17 protein-coding genes are annotated in these 16719 nt (G+C 62.3%); 13 read left to right on the forward strand and 4 right to left on the reverse strand.

Annotated features, from left to right (window positions below):
* Nucleotides 1–4 precede the first annotated feature (4 nt).
* Nucleotides 5–475, reverse strand: a complete 471-nt coding sequence (locus NKJ93_RS19190) for a helix-turn-helix domain-containing protein (RefSeq protein ID WP_245278784.1) — start codon at nucleotides 473–475, stop codon at nucleotides 5–7.
* Between the two features lie 198 nt (nucleotides 476–673).
* Between NKJ93_RS19190 and NKJ93_RS19195 the strand changes: the two genes are divergently transcribed.
* Both NKJ93_RS19195 and NKJ93_RS19200 read left to right on the forward strand, forming a co-directional pair.
* Nucleotides 674–1276, forward strand: coding sequence for a hypothetical protein (locus tag NKJ93_RS19195; RefSeq protein WP_023722887.1), 603 nt, complete (start codon nucleotides 674–676; stop codon nucleotides 1274–1276).
* A gap of 125 nt (nucleotides 1277–1401) precedes the next feature.
* Nucleotides 1402–1860 carry a hypothetical protein gene (locus tag NKJ93_RS19200; protein ID WP_031195338.1) on the forward strand — a complete coding sequence of 153 codons (459 nt, stop codon included), beginning with the start codon at nucleotides 1402–1404 and terminating at the stop codon, nucleotides 1858–1860.
* Between the two features lie 66 nt (nucleotides 1861–1926).
* Here the strand turns inward: NKJ93_RS19200 and NKJ93_RS19205 are convergent, their stop codons facing one another.
* A complete protein-coding gene (locus NKJ93_RS19205; RefSeq protein ID WP_023722890.1) occupies nucleotides 1927–2052 on the reverse strand; it encodes a hypothetical protein in 126 nt (41 codons plus the stop codon).
* Between the two features lie 382 nt (nucleotides 2053–2434).
* On the opposite strand from NKJ93_RS19205, the gene NKJ93_RS33630 reads away from it, so the two are divergent.
* The 11 genes from NKJ93_RS33630 to NKJ93_RS19260 all read left to right on the forward strand — a co-directional run bounded on the left by NKJ93_RS33630 (nucleotide 2435) and on the right by NKJ93_RS19260 (nucleotide 13754).
* Nucleotides 2435–2983, forward strand: coding sequence for a hypothetical protein (locus NKJ93_RS33630; protein ID WP_023722891.1), 549 nt, complete (start codon nucleotides 2435–2437; stop codon nucleotides 2981–2983).
* A gap of 73 nt (nucleotides 2984–3056) precedes the next feature.
* Nucleotides 3057–3626 carry an FMN reductase gene (gene msuE, locus NKJ93_RS19215; protein ID WP_352516267.1) on the forward strand — a complete coding sequence of 190 codons (570 nt, stop codon included), beginning with the start codon at nucleotides 3057–3059 and terminating at the stop codon, nucleotides 3624–3626.
* Between the two features lie 27 nt (nucleotides 3627–3653).
* Nucleotides 3654–4754 carry a dimethylsulfone monooxygenase SfnG gene (sfnG, locus tag NKJ93_RS19220; RefSeq protein WP_352516268.1) on the forward strand — a complete coding sequence of 367 codons (1101 nt, stop codon included), beginning with the start codon at nucleotides 3654–3656 and terminating at the stop codon, nucleotides 4752–4754.
* Nucleotides 4755–4809: 55 nt separating this feature from the next.
* Complete coding sequence (locus NKJ93_RS19225; protein WP_352516269.1) at nucleotides 4810–5715, forward strand: ABC transporter ATP-binding protein; 906 nt, start codon at nucleotides 4810–4812, stop codon at nucleotides 5713–5715.
* The gene (locus NKJ93_RS19230; protein ID WP_023722895.1) at nucleotides 5712–6608 is read left to right on the forward strand and encodes a branched-chain amino acid ABC transporter permease; all 897 of its coding nucleotides are present in this window, start codon (nucleotides 5712–5714) and stop codon (nucleotides 6606–6608) included. Before NKJ93_RS19225 ends, NKJ93_RS19230 begins: the two co-directional genes overlap by 4 nt.
* Before the next feature lie 3 nt (nucleotides 6609–6611).
* Complete coding sequence (locus NKJ93_RS19235; protein ID WP_352496334.1) at nucleotides 6612–7649, forward strand: branched-chain amino acid ABC transporter permease; 1038 nt, start codon at nucleotides 6612–6614, stop codon at nucleotides 7647–7649.
* Nucleotides 7650–7698: 49 nt separating this feature from the next.
* Entirely contained in the window at nucleotides 7699–9030 is a 1332-nt protein-coding gene (locus tag NKJ93_RS19240) for an ABC transporter substrate-binding protein (protein ID WP_352516270.1), read from the forward strand.
* A gap of 64 nt (nucleotides 9031–9094) precedes the next feature.
* Nucleotides 9095–9886 carry an ABC transporter ATP-binding protein gene (locus tag NKJ93_RS19245; RefSeq protein ID WP_023722898.1) on the forward strand — a complete coding sequence of 264 codons (792 nt, stop codon included), beginning with the start codon at nucleotides 9095–9097 and terminating at the stop codon, nucleotides 9884–9886.
* Nucleotides 9883–11130 carry an SfnB family sulfur acquisition oxidoreductase gene (locus NKJ93_RS19250; RefSeq protein ID WP_352466344.1) on the forward strand — a complete coding sequence of 416 codons (1248 nt, stop codon included), beginning with the start codon at nucleotides 9883–9885 and terminating at the stop codon, nucleotides 11128–11130. The genes NKJ93_RS19245 and NKJ93_RS19250 overlap by 4 nt, the downstream gene beginning before the upstream one ends.
* A gap of 33 nt (nucleotides 11131–11163) precedes the next feature.
* Nucleotides 11164–12339 (forward strand): FMNH2-dependent alkanesulfonate monooxygenase, encoded by a 1176-nt coding sequence (gene ssuD, locus NKJ93_RS19255; protein WP_023722900.1) that lies wholly within the window; start codon nucleotides 11164–11166, stop codon nucleotides 12337–12339.
* The gene (locus NKJ93_RS19260; protein WP_352515797.1) at nucleotides 12336–13754 is read left to right on the forward strand and encodes an FAD/NAD(P)-binding protein; all 1419 of its coding nucleotides are present in this window, start codon (nucleotides 12336–12338) and stop codon (nucleotides 13752–13754) included. The genes ssuD and NKJ93_RS19260 overlap by 4 nt, the downstream gene beginning before the upstream one ends.
* 396 nt (nucleotides 13755–14150) lie before the next feature.
* Here NKJ93_RS19260 and NKJ93_RS19265 read toward each other — a convergent pair whose 3' ends face one another.
* Together NKJ93_RS19265 and NKJ93_RS33635 are read right to left on the reverse strand one after the other, a co-directional pair.
* Nucleotides 14151–15209, reverse strand: a complete 1059-nt coding sequence (locus NKJ93_RS19265) for a class I SAM-dependent methyltransferase (protein WP_031195349.1) — start codon at nucleotides 15207–15209, stop codon at nucleotides 14151–14153.
* A 40-nt stretch (nucleotides 15210–15249) separates the two neighbouring features.
* Nucleotides 15250–16458, reverse strand: a complete 1209-nt coding sequence (locus NKJ93_RS33635) for a peptidase M16 family protein (protein ID WP_502896266.1) — start codon at nucleotides 16456–16458, stop codon at nucleotides 15250–15252.
* Nucleotides 16459–16719 lie beyond the last annotated feature (261 nt).

A 16719-nucleotide genomic window follows, 5' to 3' on the forward strand; every position in this document is an offset into this window, starting at 1 on the left:
AAGTTCACGGCACTCTGAAATGAGAACCTACGCCTCCGGGTGCGTCAGAATCAGGTAGATCAGTTGATGGCGGGACCTTATCGGAAAAGAGGAAGGTCGCTGGATCAAGTTTCAACGCCTTGGCGATCGCCGCAATTGTGTCGACGCTGATATTGCCGCTTGCGCGTTCCAATTTCATGAATGTCGCCTCCGCCACGCCGATGAGCTCGGCCATCTTATAGCGGAGCAAAGTGCGTCGTTTTCGCTCAATGTCGATGATGTGCGCCAGACGCATGCGGATTGCATTTTCGTCCAACTGATGCGCCCATTCGGGAAGTTTTTTTCCGCCCGCGAGCAGGTCCGCAACTGACACATGCAAGCCGCTTGCCATGATTTGCAACGTCGTCAGGGTGACATTGTTTTTCTGTCGCACGGTCTGGATGTATGTCCGGTAGGCGAGCCTTTCGCCCTCGACGGTCCGGAACAGCTCGGCCATGTGCATATGGGATAGGCCACGCCTAGCTCTCTCCCGCTCCAGCGTTCTCGCAATGTTGGCGCGCAACGGGTTGTTGACCAGGCCCGCGTCGTCTCGTTTCATAAATCGATGTAGTCGCACAACCTGCCTTCTCGATCTGTCCTTTTTCGCGCGGATGATCCATAGTAAAGTATCAGAATCCGCAGCGAGGAAAAGGCTATGAACATGCTGAAATATCTCTTGGTGGGTGCCACCGTCGTCGTGGGCGCCGCGGCTCTTCCATCCCAATCACAGGCATCGGAATGGGGCTGTCAGGTCCTCCTCTGCCTGTCCGGTGACTGGCAGGCCACTCCTTCTTGCCACCCGTCAATCTACAAGTTGATGGCGGCGATGAAAGCGCCGGGTTTTAACTGGCCGATCTGTCCACAAGCCAACTCCAGCGCCGCGAGATTCGAGAAGTATGAGGATTGTCCAGCTGGCTGGCAAGCAGCTGGCAGCTACGACTCCGATCGGCGAGGAATGAGGCAAGAACGGAACATCTGCCGTATCAGCTCCGACAGGCTCACCCTGCCCGCCACTTTCACGAATAGTCGTCTCGGCCAAGACCATGACAACGGATCTCGACAGGCCCAGATCGAAATCAACGGTAGGTTGGTGACGGCAAAAATCCAGATCACGGGCAACGATAGAGGGCATTCCCTTGGTAATGGCCCCACCTACTACACCATCTCTCGGCCGGTGCGCGGAAAGCCCTGGTTCATCGAGTATGACGACGCGAACGGCATGCGCCAGAAAAGCTGGTTCAATCTCAACATGCCATAAGCCAGGCGATCACGCAGGATGAGTCGCCATGAGGATCACAAGGCGTGTCTGTCCGGTTCATTCACCCCGACGCCAGCGATAGCTTCGAGACAGCAATACGGTACTGGATCAGGGAAGGGTAATAAGTGTTGAAGGCGCTGCTCCTGTCGACTGCGATAATGGGCCCATGGGCAGGCTTGGCGGTGGCTAGCCAGAGCGAGAAGCCGCGATCGAGCGCGGACAATCCGATGTGGCCCGCTTCACTGAAATGGGACTGCAAGACCGCCGCCAAAATCGTGTGTGAGCGTGACGGCAGTTGCACAGTGGCCGAGGACCATACTAGGTTTGTGCTGAACTATGGCAGCAACGAAGCTGAGTTCCCGGCCAGCAATGTCAGGATCAAACGGCACTATCAACAGACCGTGCAGGCAAGCCCTTTGCAGCAGGAAGTTAAAGTCGAACTGGCTGACAATCGCGTTCTTTGGCTGACGGCCGTGGATGCCAGCCGCACTTATTCGGAAGCCTGGGTCGGCGCAATGAGCGAGTTGAAGGGCGGCGCGGTACTCATGGAATCCGAGGGCGTCTATTGTATGCCGCACAAGTGAGTGAGCCGAGAGGGAAGGCGAGCGAAAACCGATATGTTCTGACCTCGGGCGCCAGCCACCGGCGTTTCAGAAAAGTCCGGCATAACCGTCTTCCCGGTCTAGTTTCATCAGACGATCAGCCGTCGACTCCTGCGCAGCGGCGTCCTGACCCATCACGGCCAGCGCAGCGAACAGCCCAACAGATTTCCTCATCCAAGTCCCCTCACGCCAAGGACCAAGAACGTTTTGCCTTGCCTGGCGAGAGCTGGGTGCGGATGGTCAGGAGGTCTTGCATGACTAACCTGTCAACAATGAAACGAACATTCCATGGCACGGTGCTCGAGCGCATCGTGGTGGTGGGGCTGGGCGGCCTGCCCCTGACCGCAACGATCGACAATCTGCCGGAAGCGTATCCGGGCGGACAAGTCGCGCGAGGCGGGCGCCTGGGCCTGCTCGGCAATCGCGACATCATGGATACGCCGTTCAACATAGGCAGCTACACGGCGCAAACGATCGAGGATCAGGGCGCACGCACGGTGGACGACGTGATGATCAATGATCCTTGGTACGGAGCACCCATTCAACCGGCGGGATATTGGATTCCTTCTACATTCGCGGCTTTCCGATCAATGAAGGAAATTTTGGCGAGGTCGCGTTCGATGGTGTGTTCGGGGTCGCGCCGACCTATCGCTTGTTCACCGATTATATCGAGCGATCGAGGTTCTCAAAGGACCGGTGGCGCTCCTTTATGGCATCGCGCCGAACAGCAGTCTCGGGGGGTACGACCAATATCATCCCAAGCGCGCGGGCCGAGGTCGATCTGACACGGTCGAGCCCCCAGGGCGGCGGGCATCTCGATGTGAGCGGGCGTTTCGGCGCCGAGCGGCAGTTCGGGGTCCGATTCAACGGCAGCTATCACGGCGGCGACGCCGATCGACGACCAAAAGCGCGACGTGCCGGTGGTGACAATCTGCGGCGCGGGCCGCACCGGGCAACGGAGCGCCGATCGCCACGATCAAGCCTGGCCGGTCTGCGCCCGCGGTTTGCCGCCAATCGGATGTTAGAGCTCATGCTAATGAGGCGTCAGCACTCCGATTTTCTCAATGGTTTGGAAAAATCAAAAGATAATTCCTTATCTCTATAGATTTTGTGTAATATCGTACGATCCCGTGTTGGCAACCGGGCATCCCCTTGGTGGAACAGGAGATCGACGACACGTGGCAAGAATTTCGGTTCTCGGCATATCCGGCGGCGTTAGTACGCCATCCCGCACCACCGCGGTGGTGAGCGCGCTGGTCAAGGCGGTCGCGTCGCGTGTCCCGTCGGACGCCGGCCTGATCGAAATCACCGAGGCGGCGCCGTCGATTTTCGCCGGGCTGTCTCGTCGTGCGCTCGGCGCGTCTGGCGAAGCGATCATCCAGCGTGTCGAGAAGGCCGACCTGCTCGTGGTCGGAACGCCGGTCTATCGGGCGTCCTACACCGGCGCTCTCAAGCACCTGTTCGACCTCGTCGATTATCGTGCACTGACGGGCAAGACCGTGCTTCTCGCGGCGACCGGCGGAAGTCCATACCATGGCCTGGTTCTCGAACATCAGCTCCGGCCATTGTTCGGGTTTTTCGGGGCCGTCACCGTCCCGACCGGCGTCTACGGCGCGCCCGACGATTTCGTCGATGCCAAGATCGTCGGCGCAGCGATTTTCGAGCGCATCTCACGGGCCGCTACCGAAGCGGTCTCCTTGCTTAATTCCAGTGATGCAAACACTGCCGTCGCCACGCGCGTCGGTTGAAGCCAATCAAAAGGGGAAACGAACGAAATGACCTCGAATTCCGACGACGTGAAATTCGCCTACTGGGTCCCGAACGTTTCGGGCGGCCTTGTCATCTCCAACATCGAGCAGCGGACAGGCTGGGACATCGACTATAACCGAAAGCTTGCTCAGATCGCCGAGGCCAACGGCTTCGACTACGCGCTGAGCCAGATACGCTTCACGGCCGGCTATGGCGCCGACAACCAGCACGAATCCGTATCGTTCAGCCACGCCTTGCTTGCGGCGACCACAACGCTGAAAGTCATCGCGGCGATCCTGCCCGGCCCATGGAATCCAGCGCTGGCGGCCAAGCAGATAGCCACCATCAACCACCTGACCAATGGCCGTGTCGCGGTCAATGTCGTGAGCGGCTGGTTCCGCGGTGAGTTCGCCGCCATCGGCGAGCTGTGGCTCGACCATGACGAGCGCTATCGCCGCTCGGAGGAATTCATCCGTGCGCTGCGCGGCATCTGGACCGAGGATAATTTCACGCTAAAGGGCGACTTCTATCGCTTCACCAACTACTCGATGAAGCCGAAGCCGATCGATCCGCAGCCGGAGATCTTCCAGGGCGGCTCATCGCGCGCGGCGCGCGACATGGCTGCGCGGGTTTCCGACTGGTATTTCACCAACGGCAACACGCCGGAAGAGATCAAGAAGCAGGTTGACGACATCAAGACCAAGGCGAAGGCCAATGGCCACAAGGTGAAGATCGGCGTAAACGCCTTTGCCATCGCTCGCGAAACCGAGGCAGAAGCGCGCACCGTGCTCGACGAGATCATCGCCAAGGCCAATCCGGAGGCGGTGCAGGGTTTCGCCGATGAGGTCAAGAATGCCGGCAAGGCCTCGCCGGAAGGCGAAGGCAACTGGGCGAAATCCTCCTTCGAGGATCTTGTCCAATACAATGACGGCTTCCGCAGCAATCTCATCGGCACGCCGGAACAGATTGCCGAACGCATCCTCAAGCTGAAGGATGCCGGCGCGGATCTGATCCTGCTCGGTTTCCTGCATTTCCAGGAAGAGGTGGAGTTCTTCGGCAAGCGCGTCATCCCTCTGGTGCGCGAACTGGAAGCGGCGCGCGACAGGGAGCTCGTCGCCGCGGAATAGGACAGGCACGGCCTTCAGGCCGCCGCCCGCACGCCTTCAAAATTAGGAATGTTTCATGATTGGTGCTTCGCTGGGAGCCGCCGCATACGAGCGCTCGCCCGAAATTTCCGGCATTCTTGCTGGTGCTGATCCCGTCGAGGACACGCGCCCGGCGCGCCTGTCGCCAAAGGCTGATGCGATCCTGGCGCTGGGCGGGATCAGCATTTCCTTTGGTGGCGTCACGGCACTGCGGGATGTCGACCTCGAGGTCAAAAGCCGCGAGATTCGCGCTGTGATCGGTCCCAATGGCGCCGGCAAATCCTCGCTGATCAACATCATCAGCGGCCTCTATCACGCCGATCAGGGCAAGATCGCGATCGATGGCCAGTCCTTCTCCCGGGTGTCGGCAAGCCGTCTGGCACGGCTCGGCGTCGCGCGCACCTTCCAGAACCTGGCACTGTTCGGTGGGCTTTCAGTGCGCGACAACATCGCGTCGGGCCGCGTCCACACCCGGCGCGCCAGCTTCGTCGAACATATCGCTGGTCTACCGCGCGCCCGGCGCGAAGATGCCGCGATCGCTGAAAAGGTCGACCAGACAATCGCCTTCCTGCATCTCGAGGCCGTCGCCGATCGCCTGGTCGCAACGCTGCCCTACGGCCTGCAGAAGCGGGTCGAACTGGCGCGCGCCCTCGTCGCCGAGCCGAAGATCCTGCTGCTCGACGAGCCGATGGCCGGCATGACGGCGACCGAGAAGGCCGAGATGGCCGGTTTCGTGCGCGCAGCGCGCGACCGGCACGACGTCACCATCATCCTCATCGAACACGACATCGGCGTGGTCATGGGACTCTCCGACCGCGTCGCCGTGCTCGACTACGGCCGCAAGATCGCCGACGGGACACCGGCCGAGGTCAGGGCCAATCCGGCGGTGATCCGGGCCTATATCGGCACCGCCGAAGGCGAAGATGGCGAGGGCATCCGATGAGCTACTATGATTTCCTCTTCGTCATCGAGGTGCTGGTCGGTGGCTTGCTCTCAGGCGTCATGTATTCGCTCGTCGCCATCGGTTTCGTGCTGATCTACAAGACGTCGGGCGTGCTGAACTTCGCGCAAGGGTCGATGGTGCTGTTCGCCGCACTCACCTTTGTCAGCCTTGTCGAACGCGGCATCCCGTTTGCGCTTTCGCTGCTCATTACCCTCGCGGTCATGGTTGCGCTGGGCTTCACCATCGAGCGAACTGTGCTGAGGCCGCTGGTCAATCGCTCGCCGATGACGCTGTTCATGGCCACGCTTGGCCTGTCTTACATCATTGAAGGCGCTGCCCAGTTGGTGTGGGGCACGCAGGTGCACGGGCTCGATCTCGGCATCGACGACACGCCGTTCGAGGTCGGCGGCATCCTGATCTCGTCGTTCGATCTTCTTGCTGCAGGCATTGCCGCGGCGATGGTCGCCGGCTTGAGCGCATTCTTCTATTGGACCCGGATCGGCCTGGCGTTTCGCGCCGTCGCAGACGACCAGTTCGCCGCGCTTGCCGTCGGGCTGCGGCTGCCCCGGATCTGGGGAACGGTGTGGACGGCCGCGGGGTTCGTGGCACTGGTCGCGGGACTTTTGTGGGGCGCGCGCCTCGGCGTCCAGTTCTCGCTGTCGCTGATCGTGCTGAAGGCGCTGCCGGTGCTGGTGCTTGGCGGCTTCGATTCTATCCTCGGCGCCATCGTCGGCGGCCTCATCATCGGCGCCAGCGAGAAGCTCGCCGAGGTCTACCTCGGACCCTTTGTCGGTGGCGGCATCGAAGGCTGGTTCGCCTATGCGCTGGCGCTGGTCGTCCTGCTGGTGCGCCCCTCCGGCCTGTTTGGCCAGAAGACTGTCGAAAGGGTCTGACCGATGGCCGTGCAAGCGCTCGATGCCGCAAGGCTTCCCATCGACTGGCAGAGGTTAGCTCTGCCCGTCGCCCTGATTGCCGTGGCCTACGGCCTGATCCCCGCCTATGCGTCGAGCTATCTCGTCGAGGCGATCCTGCTGCCGTTCCTTGCGCTCAGCCTGGCGGCGGTCGGCCTCAACCTTTTGACCGGCTATTGCGGCCAGCTTTCGCTGGGCTCCTCCGCCTTCATGGCGGTCGGCGCTTTCGCCGCCTACAATTTCAACCTTCGGGTCGAAGGACTGCCGCTGGCTGCGACCATGATCCTGGCCGGGATTTCAGCCGCCGGCATCGGCGTCGTGTTCGGATTGCCGAGCCTGCGCCTGCGCGGCTTCTATCTCGCCGTCTCGACGCTCGCCGCCCAGTTCTTCGTGCAGTGGGCGCTGACCAAGTTCGGGTGGTTCTCCAACGACAACCCATCCGGAGTGATCTCGGCGCCGCACCTTGCCGTTGCGGGCTTCTCGCTCGACAGGGCGACGGGCCGCTACCTGCTCTCGGTGACCACGGTCATCGTGCTCACGGCGCTGGTCTGGCGCCTGGTCAACAGCGCGACCGGCCGCAATTTCATCGCCGTGCGCGACAACGAAACCGCCGCGCGGGTGATCGGCGTCCCTGTGCTGAAGACCAAGCTGCTGGCGTTCGCCATCTCGTCCTTCATCATCGGCGTCGCCGGGGTGCTGTGGGCCTTCACCTATCTGCGCACCGTCGAGCCGGCCGGCTTCAATCTCGACCGCTCGTTCCAGATCCTGTTCATCATCATCATCGGCGGGCTGGCCTCGATACGCGGCGCCTTTCTGGGAGCGGCGTTCATCGTCGTCTTTCCGCTCATCCTGTCGCGGCTTGGCGCCTTCCTGTTTGGCGGACTGTTCGATTCGGGTGTTCTCGACATGAGCCAGCGCATCGTGCTCGGCGCGCTCATCATCATCTTCCTCATCGCGGAACCGAACGGGCTGTCGGCCCTCTTCGACCGCCTGAAACGACGGATCGGCTCAAGGTCCAGCTGAGCGCCGCTCGACATCCTCTCACGGACCACAACCTCAGGAGACGCAATCCATGACCTTCTTCAGTCACCTCAAGAAAGCGGCGATCGCCACGGCCTTCGTCCTCGGCGCGACGGCGGTCCACGCCGACGAGCAGTATTTTCCCCTGCAGAGCTACCGCGTCGGCCCTTATGCCGCCGGCGGCACCGGCTTCTTCGGCGGCTTCATCGACTATCTCAACCTGATCAACATCCGCGACGGCGGCGTCAACGGCGTCAAGCTGACCTGGAGCGAGGGCGAGACGCAGTATGAGGTCGAGAAGGGCGTCGAGGTCTATGAACGATTGAAGAGCAATCCCGGCATCGCCGCCTGGAACCCGCTTTCGGTCGGCATCGCCTATGCCATGATCGACCGCATCACCGATGACAAGGTGCCGCTGATCACCATCAACCACGGCCGCACCGACACCACGGACGGACGCGTGTTCCCTTACGTCTTCCCGCTGCTGCTCAATCCGTATAGCGAGACCTCGGGCATCGTGAACTATATCGCCTCCAAGGAAGGTGGCCTCGACAAGCTCAAGGGCAAGAAGATCGTCGTGCTCTATCACGGCTCGCCCTATGGCAAGGAGACGATTCCGATCTATGAGCTGCTGTCGCAGAAATACGGCTTCGAGCTGTCGCAGATCGAGGTTCCGCATCCAGGCAACGAGCAGCAGGCGCAGTGGCTGACGATCCGTCGCGAGCATCCCGACTATGTGGTGCTGCGCGGCTGGGGCGTGATGAACCCGGTTGCGCTCAAGACCGCGCAGAAGACCGGCTTCCCGGCCGATCACATCGTCGGCAATGTCTGGTCGAATTCGGAAGAGGATGTGATCCCCGCGGGCGATGCCGCCAAGGGCTATACGGCCATCACCACCCAGGCGTCAGGCGAGCAGTATCCGGTGGTCCAGGAGATCGTCAAAACGGTCTACGGAGCCGGCAAAGGCAATCTCGAGGAAAAGAGCCGTATCGGCTCGGTCTACCACAATCTCGGCATCGTCAACGGCATCCTCAATGTCGAGGCGGTCCGCATCGCGCAGGCCAAGTTCGGCAACCGCACGCTCACCGGCGACGAAGTCCGCTGGGGCTTCGAGCATCTCAAGCTCGATCCGGCACGCGTCGAGGCGCTGGGCGCCAAGGACCTGTTCCACTCGATCAACGTCTCCTGGGACAATCACGAAGGTGACGGCTACGTGACCTTCCAGCAGTGGGACGGCAAGAAGTGGAACGTCGTCTCCGACTGGATTGCGCCCGACTGGAAGCTGCTGCGTCCGATCATCGAGAAGTCGTCCGAGGCCTATGCCAAGGAAAAGGGCATCAAGATCCGCACGGCCGAAGACGCCGAAGCAGTGGTCAGCAACTGAAGTCAAACAACTCGCGGCCGGGCCCCGGGCCGGCCGCGATTTCCTGCCTATTGCGGAGTCATCGATGTCCAGCCCGGAAAATCCGATCCTGTCGGTCAGTCGCGTGGAGGCCGTCTACAACGGCGCCATCGCCGCCCTGCACGGTGTCGACCTGTCGGTCGGTAAAGGCGAGATCGTCGCACTGCTCGGCTCCAACGGCGCCGGCAAGACGACGCTGCTACGCGCCATATCCAATCTCCTCCCGGCCGAGCGCGGCACCGTTACCGCTGGCCGGATCACTTTCGACGGCGAGGATGTCTCCAGGGCAAGCCCCTCTCACCTCGTCCGCAAGGGTCTGGTCCAGGTCCTCGAGGGCCGACACTGCTTCCGCTCGCTGACGGTCGAGGAGAACCTTCTGACCGGCGCGCTCGGGCGTTCGTCCTCCCGCACCGGCGTCAAGGCCGACCTCGACCGCGTCTATGCGCTTTTCCCCAGGCTCACCGGGAAGCGGCGAACCCGGTCCGGCCTCACCTCCGGCGGCGAGCAGCAGATGACGGCGATCGGCCGCGGTCTGATGTCGCGGCCGAAACTGTTCGTGCTGGACGAGCCTTCGATGGGGCTGGCGCCGCTGATCGTCGACGAGATTTTTAGCGCTTTGAAGCGGCTCAATCGGGACGAAGATCTTTCGATCCTTGTCGCCGAGCAGAATTCGGCAGTGGCGCTGAAATATGCCGACCGCGCCACCGTGCTCGAAAACGGAAAGAGCGTGCTGGAAGGGTCGGCCGCCGACCTGCGCCAGCGCGACGACATCAAGACCTACTATCTCGGCGGCACGCCGCTTCCATCGCAACATTTTCCCCAGGAGACCGCAGCATGACCATCCAATCGAAGCAGCCGTCCGATATCCGCAGCGCCGTCCCCCCGGTTGAGCGTCCGTCGGCCAGAGCGCATGTCATCAAGACCGACGCCGAGGCGATCGCTGTGGCGGAAAAACTGGCCGCAGACTTCGCCAAGGACGCCTCCAGGCGGGATCGCGAGCGCATCTGGCCGAAGGAAGAGCTCGATGCGTTTTCGCAGAGCGGCCTGTGGTCGATCAACGTGCCGAAGGCCTATGGCGGACCGGAACTCTCCTATGTGACGCTGTCGAAGGTGATCACCATCATCTCGGCGGCCGATCCGTCGCTCGGCCAGATTCCGCAGAACCATCTCGGCGTCGTCGCCGCCATCCGCACCGTCTCTGACGAGGCCCAGAAGCAGTTGCTCTTCGCCGAAGTTCTGTCCGGCACGCGGTTCGGCAACGCGTTCTCGGAATTCGGCTCCAAGCGGGCGGCCGATTTTGAGACCAAATTCGTCGACGCTGGCGACCACGTCGTGGTCAATGGCCAGAAATTTTATTCCAGCGGCGCGCTGCTCGCCCATCTGGTGCCGATCGTGGCGCTCGATGACGAGGGCCGGGCCTGGTATGCCATCGCCGATCGCGGCGCGCCCGGACTGACGGTCATCGACGACTGGTCGAGCTTCGGCCAGAAGACGACGCTGTCCGGCACAGTCCTGCTCGACAATGTGAAAGTGCCGAAGACGCATCTCGTCCCCGGCTACAAGGGCTATGACCGGCCGACGGCCGACGGCGCCATCTTCCAGATCATCCAGGCTGCTGTCGATCTCGGCATCGCCAACGCGGCGATCGACGAAACCGTCAGCTTCGTGCGCACCAAGTCGCGCGCGTGGATCGACAGCGGCGTCGATCATGCCTGGCAGGATCCCTACACGATCCAGGCGGTCGGCGACCTCCGCCTGCGGGCCAATGCGGCCGAGGCGGTTCTGGACAAGGCCGGCCTTGCGGTCGATCGCGCTGTGCTCGACGCCAACGATAAGACCGTCGCGGAAGCGCAGATCGCGGTTGCCGAATCCAAGATCCTCACCACCGAGATCGCCATCAACGCCACCAACAGACTTTTCGAACTCGCGGGCACGCGCTCGACATTGGCCGAGCACAATCTCGACCGGCATTGGCGCAACGCCCGCACCCACACGCTGCACGATCCCGTGCGCTGGAAATACGCGATCCTCGGCAACTATTACCTGAACGACGTCAATCCGCCGCTCCACGCCTGGAGCTGAGCGAGAACGCCGTAAAGTCACAAAGGACTGTTCATGAGCACTGCCATCCCCGACAGGATCAAGGTCCTGTGGTTTCTCCCGACCCATGGCGACAGCCGCTATCTCGGCACCTCCGAGGGGGGCAGGGCGGTCGACCTGCCCTATCTGACCCAGGTCGCCAAGGCCGCCGACGCCATTGGCTATTACGGCGCGCTGCTGCCGACCGGCCGAAGCTGCGAGGACAGCTGGGTCGTGGCGTCGGCGCTGGCGCCGTTGACGCAGCGGCTCCGCTTCCTCGTTGCGGTGCGGCCGGGCCTGCAATCGCCGACGCTTGCCGCGCGGATGACCTCGACGCTCGACCGCATTTCCGGCGGGCGCCTGCTTATCAACGTGGTCACCGGCGGTGACCCGGTCGAGAACAAGGGCGACGGCATCTTCCTCAGCCATGATGAGCGCTATGAGGTGACGCGGGAGTTTCTCGATATCTACAAGGCCGTGCTCAGCGGCGAGACCATTGCCTTCGAAGGCAAGCACTTCCGCATCGAGGACGGAAGGCTGCTGTTCCCGCCTGTGCAGACCCCGCATCCGCCGCTGTATTTCGGTGGCTCGTCGGAGGCGGCCAATGCGGTCGCCGCCGAGCAGATCGACAAATACCTCACCTGGGGCGAACCGCCGGCTGACGTCGCCGCCAAGGTCGACCATGTGCGCGGCCTTGCCGAGAAGGCCGGACGCCAGGTGAGTTTCGGCATCAGGCTGCATGTCATCGTTCGCGAAACCAATGACGAAGCCTGGGCCGATGCCGACCGCCTGATCAGCCGCCTGGACGACAAGACGATCGCCGAGGCGCAGAAGGTTTTCGCGCGCATGGATTCCGTCGGCCAGTCGCGCATGAGCCGGCTGCATGGCGGCCGTCGCGACAAACTCGAAATCAGTCCGAATCTGTGGGCCGGTGTCGGCCTGGTGCGCGGCGGCGCCGGCACCGCTCTGGTCGGCGATGCGGCGACGGTGGCGGAGCGCATCGACGAATACCGGCGCATCGGCATCGATACCTTCATCCTGTCCGGCTATCCGCATCTGGAGGAAGCCTATCGCTTCGGCGAACTGGTGCTGCCGCTGTTGCCGCTCGATCACGAAATCTCGACGCGGCCGACGGCGGTTAACATGGGCCCCTTCGGCGAAACGGTGGCCGGCGACCATCGCCCGTCGTCGCTGCGCGCGAGCCAGTCTTGAGCGCCAGCGAACCGATCATAGCGATTGTCGGCGGCGGCTTTTCAGGTGCGGCGACTGCGTTTCATCTGGCGCGGCTGCTCCCGGCCAGTGCATCCGATATCGTGGTCGTCGAGCCGCGCGAAAGGCTCGGCTATGGTCTGGCCTATTCGACGACCGATCCTTCACACCGCATCAATGTGCCGGCCTCGAGGATGACGCTGATCTCCGGCCAGGACAGCCACTTTGCCGACTGGCTGGAGCAGACCGGCGCCGTTCTGAATGACGCCGAGGCGATCACTACCAACGGCGCGGCCTATCCACAGCGTCGCGTTTTCGGCCGTTATGTCGAATCCCACCTTCAGCCATTTTTGCAAAGCAAGACGATTCGGCACGTCCGATCCGCCGTCGCGTCGGTCGAGCGTAACGGCGACGCATATCGCCTCATCCTTGCCGACGGCGGAACGCTCGCGGCCGATGCATTGGTTGTCGCAACGACTCATCCGCCGCCGGCCTTACCGCCAGCCTTGCGCGCTATAGCCGGCGCCGCCGGTCTGGTCGCTAATCCCTATGATCTCGAACGACTGGAAGCGATCGAGCGCGACCACCATGTCCTGGTCGTCGGCACCGGGCTGACCTCGGCGGACGTCATCGCCACTCTCGACCGCAGGAGGCATCGCGGCAGCATCACAGCACTTTCGCGCCATGGCTACCGCTCGCGCAGCCATGCAGCCTCGCGTGGCGATCCGATCGGCGATTTCACGACCCTGCCTTCACGCAGCGCAACGGCACTGTTCAGGCGCATCCGGGCCACGATCCTTGATGCCAAGCGTCGGGGCGAAGGCTGGCACCCGGTGCTCGACGCCGTCCGGCGACAGGGGCAAATCATCTGGCAGGCCTTGCCGCTCGCCGAGCAGCGCCGCGTGGTGCGCCATCTTCGCGCGCTGTGGGATGTGCATCGCTTCCGCATCGCTCCACAGATCGCGGCCGTGCTTGATCGCGGCGTTGCCGAGGGCAGGCTTGCCTATCGCGCCGCAACGATTGTCGGCGCCGAACAGGTCGACGGACGCATTTGCGTCAGGCAGCGGCTGCGTGGCCAACGCAGCCTCGTTGTCGAGGCTTTCGACAGTGTGATCGTGACGACCGGACCGGCGCACGCCGATATCTTGCGGACCAACACGGCGATTGCGGCGCTCGAGCGGATGGGATTGGTCCGGCTCGACCCGATTGGTCTTGGTTTGGAGACCGACAGCCAAGGCCGTGCGGTCGGCACATCCGGGCGCCCGACCGACAGCATTTTCGTCAGCGGGCCATTGGCGCGCGGCAGCGTCGGCGAACTGATGGGAATTCCCGAAGTCACCGCACATGCCGAGCGCATCGCCGCCGAAATTCACCAATGGTTGGGATACCAAACGGCGTTGCGTCGCAAGGCGTCGTGAAGCTGTGATTAGCATGAGTCTATTCAGATGACACTGACGGAACGCATCGCCAGGATTGAAAGCGCCTTCGAGGTTTATGAAAGCGCCATTGGTCGCAGTGCCGCTCCTGGCGCTTTTCGCGTTTGTCGCCGACGCCGCCGAAGTCGCCCAAGTTCAGGTGGAGAGACTGCGCGTTTGAGCGGAGTACGGTCTTCGGAGTTGGCTTCTCTGAGAGCACCGAAGTAGTCTAGGCGACGAGCTTGGCTGCGTGTGCCTTCAACTACTGTTGGCTTCTAACAACTCCAATCTGATGTCAGGGGGGTGACGCCTCTGGAAATTTGTCGATAACTGTGAGTTCGGATTTTGACGAGATCTTCACCATAAAGCGATGAGCTGCAATTTCTAGCGACGGCCGCGCTAGGGACGGGCCTCCAGCACCATGTTGAACGGCGTCTCCGTGGCGCGACGGAATCGCTTGAAGCCGCCGCCGGTCACCACCTTGCGTAGCCTCGCCTCGCCGGCCTGGGCGCCAAGCCCGAGCCCGACTTCCTGCGACAGGGATGCGGGCGTGCACACGAACGTGGAAGCGGCATAGTAAACGCGTCCGACGGGATTGAGGTTCGCCGCTAGATGATTATGCGCGAACGGCTCGACGATCATCCACGTGCCATCCGGCTTGAGCGACCCGTGGACATGGGTGGCGGCGCCCGCCGGGTCGCCCATGTCGTGAAGGCAATCGAAAAAAGCGACGAGGTCATAGGTGCCGGGGTAGGTCTTGGCGGCCGCGACCTCGAAGCGCGTGTTGGCGCCGACGCCGGCTTCCTCGGCGGCCTTGCGGGCGCGCTCGATCGAAGGGGCGTGATAATCGAAGCCGACGAAGCGCGAATTGGGGAAAGCACGTGCCATGAGCACCGTCGATGCGCCATGACCGCATCCGACATCCGCGACCTCCACGCCGCGTTCGAGCTTCTCGACTACGCCCTCCAGGGCCGGCAGCCAGGAGTCGATCAGATTGGCATTATAGCCTGGACGGAAGAACCGCTCCGTGCCGCGAAACAGACACGCGCTATGATCGTGCCATGCAACGCCCTTGCCGGACTGGAACGCTTGCCTCACCTTTTCTTCGTCGAGCCACAGCGCGGATAGGAACTCGAATGCGCCAGCCATGAAGGCCGGGCTATTTTCATCGGCGAACACCAGTTCCTGCTCGGCGTTGAGATAGAAATTGTTGTTGGCTTCATCGTAGTCGACATACCCCGCAGCCGCCTGCCCGGAAAGCCATTCCGTTACAAGGCGCTCCTGGGTGCCGGTGCGTGTCGAAAGTTCGGCGGCAGTCATCTTGCCGCCTTCGCGCAATGCCTCGAACAGGCCGAGTTTGTCTCCCAACAAGACTCCCGCGCCCGTAGCGATCGCACCGAGATCGCAGACCATTTTCTCCAAGAATGTGTCCAACTTTTGCTGACTCGCTTCAGACATCGGAATCTCCCTTTGGGCTCGATCTCTCCCGGTAAAAGCCTCACAAGGGGAGAAGAATGGCGAAATTGGAGCCCGGGCCCATCCTTTGGCGTCCACGCGCGGGCCGATCACCATAATGGCGGGTTCGGCCGAAAGCAGCTTCTTTGCCGCTGCCTCGACTTGGTCGATCGATGAGGGCGGCGCGGCGCTGGTGTAGCCGATGCCAAGACCCGACAAGCGTGGCTGCAATCGAACTGGAGGAATCCAGATTGTTGGTAGCATAGGTGCCGATCAGATAGTTCTTGCTCGCTTTTAGCTCGGCCTCTGTCGGCCCTGTTTCCGCCAACCCCCTGATCACGTGGCGTATCCGCCGAGCGTCTCGGCCGCCCTGTCGGCGCGCGTCGCCGTGGTCACGACAAGCGCATTGGAATGCTGGTAGTCTTTCAATCTGGAATGGATACCGTAAGCAAGGCCGCGCTTTTCGCGCACTTCCTGGAACAGACGTGAGGTAAATGGCGAGCCTCCGAGTATTTTGCTTATCAGCTGTGCGGCTTAGAATTCCGAGTCGCTGCGTCCGATGCCGGGAAAAACAAGCTGCAGCGAAGTCTGCGGCGGGTCGTAGGCGACCAATTACGCCGGCCGAGCTCGGGGCGACATCGGCCACCGGCGCGATCGCCTGCTTCTGAGGCAAATCGCCGACCGAGTCGTGGAGCCTTTCACTCAGGCCTTTGGCATCAATGTCGCCGACGACCGCTACGTGCAGCCCGTCACCGACGAAAGCGGCCTTGTGGAGGGCGCCTAGATCGACCGGCGTTATGCCGGCGAGGCTCTCCTTGGTGCCCCTCGTCCGGCCTCGAATAAGGATGCGTGCCGTAGATTCTGCGCCGCTTGGCGCGGATGCGGTCGACGGGCTCCTGGTCGAAGCGGGGGCTGTTAGGCGCGAGCCTGAGCAGATCGAAGGCGGCGTCCTTCCGTTCGGGCAGCATGCGCATCTGCCATAAATGCCGTCGCGCTGCGCGTCGAAGCTCATCTCGGCCCCGGCATGGTCAACCGTCGCCTGGAAGGCATCGCTGTCGAGATCGCCGGCGCCCTCGTCGAACAGGCCGGTCATCAAATTGGCCAGTCCCTCCTTGTCAGCCGAGTCCTGCGTGGTGCCGCCGTCGAAGACGAAGCGGATGGCTCCGGTTGTGGTGACGGGACGGACGATAAGCAAGGTTCGGGGCGAAGTGATTTGTTCCGCGGCGGCGGTATGTTTTGGTGAGGTGATCATGCGACGTCTTCTTTGGTCGGGCACGTGTTTGCGGATGATGATGCATGTACCGTGCCAAATGAGAAAACCATTTATACGCAGTCTGGTAGATCTGACCCTGCTACGTTGCGTATCCGACATTGTCGGAAATTGGACAGCGCCGAACGCGAAGCGGCTCGGGGCTTGTGACGATGCTTGCGCGTGCTGCTGCGGAGGGGGATATGAATGCGCTTCGAACTGGCGCGAGGCCTTCGAGGATGCCGGATTCTTAGCAAGGAGAAG

It is taken from the genome of Mesorhizobium sp. M0028, from assembly GCF_040323855.1.
Taxonomy (GTDB): domain Bacteria; phylum Pseudomonadota; class Alphaproteobacteria; order Rhizobiales; family Rhizobiaceae; genus Mesorhizobium.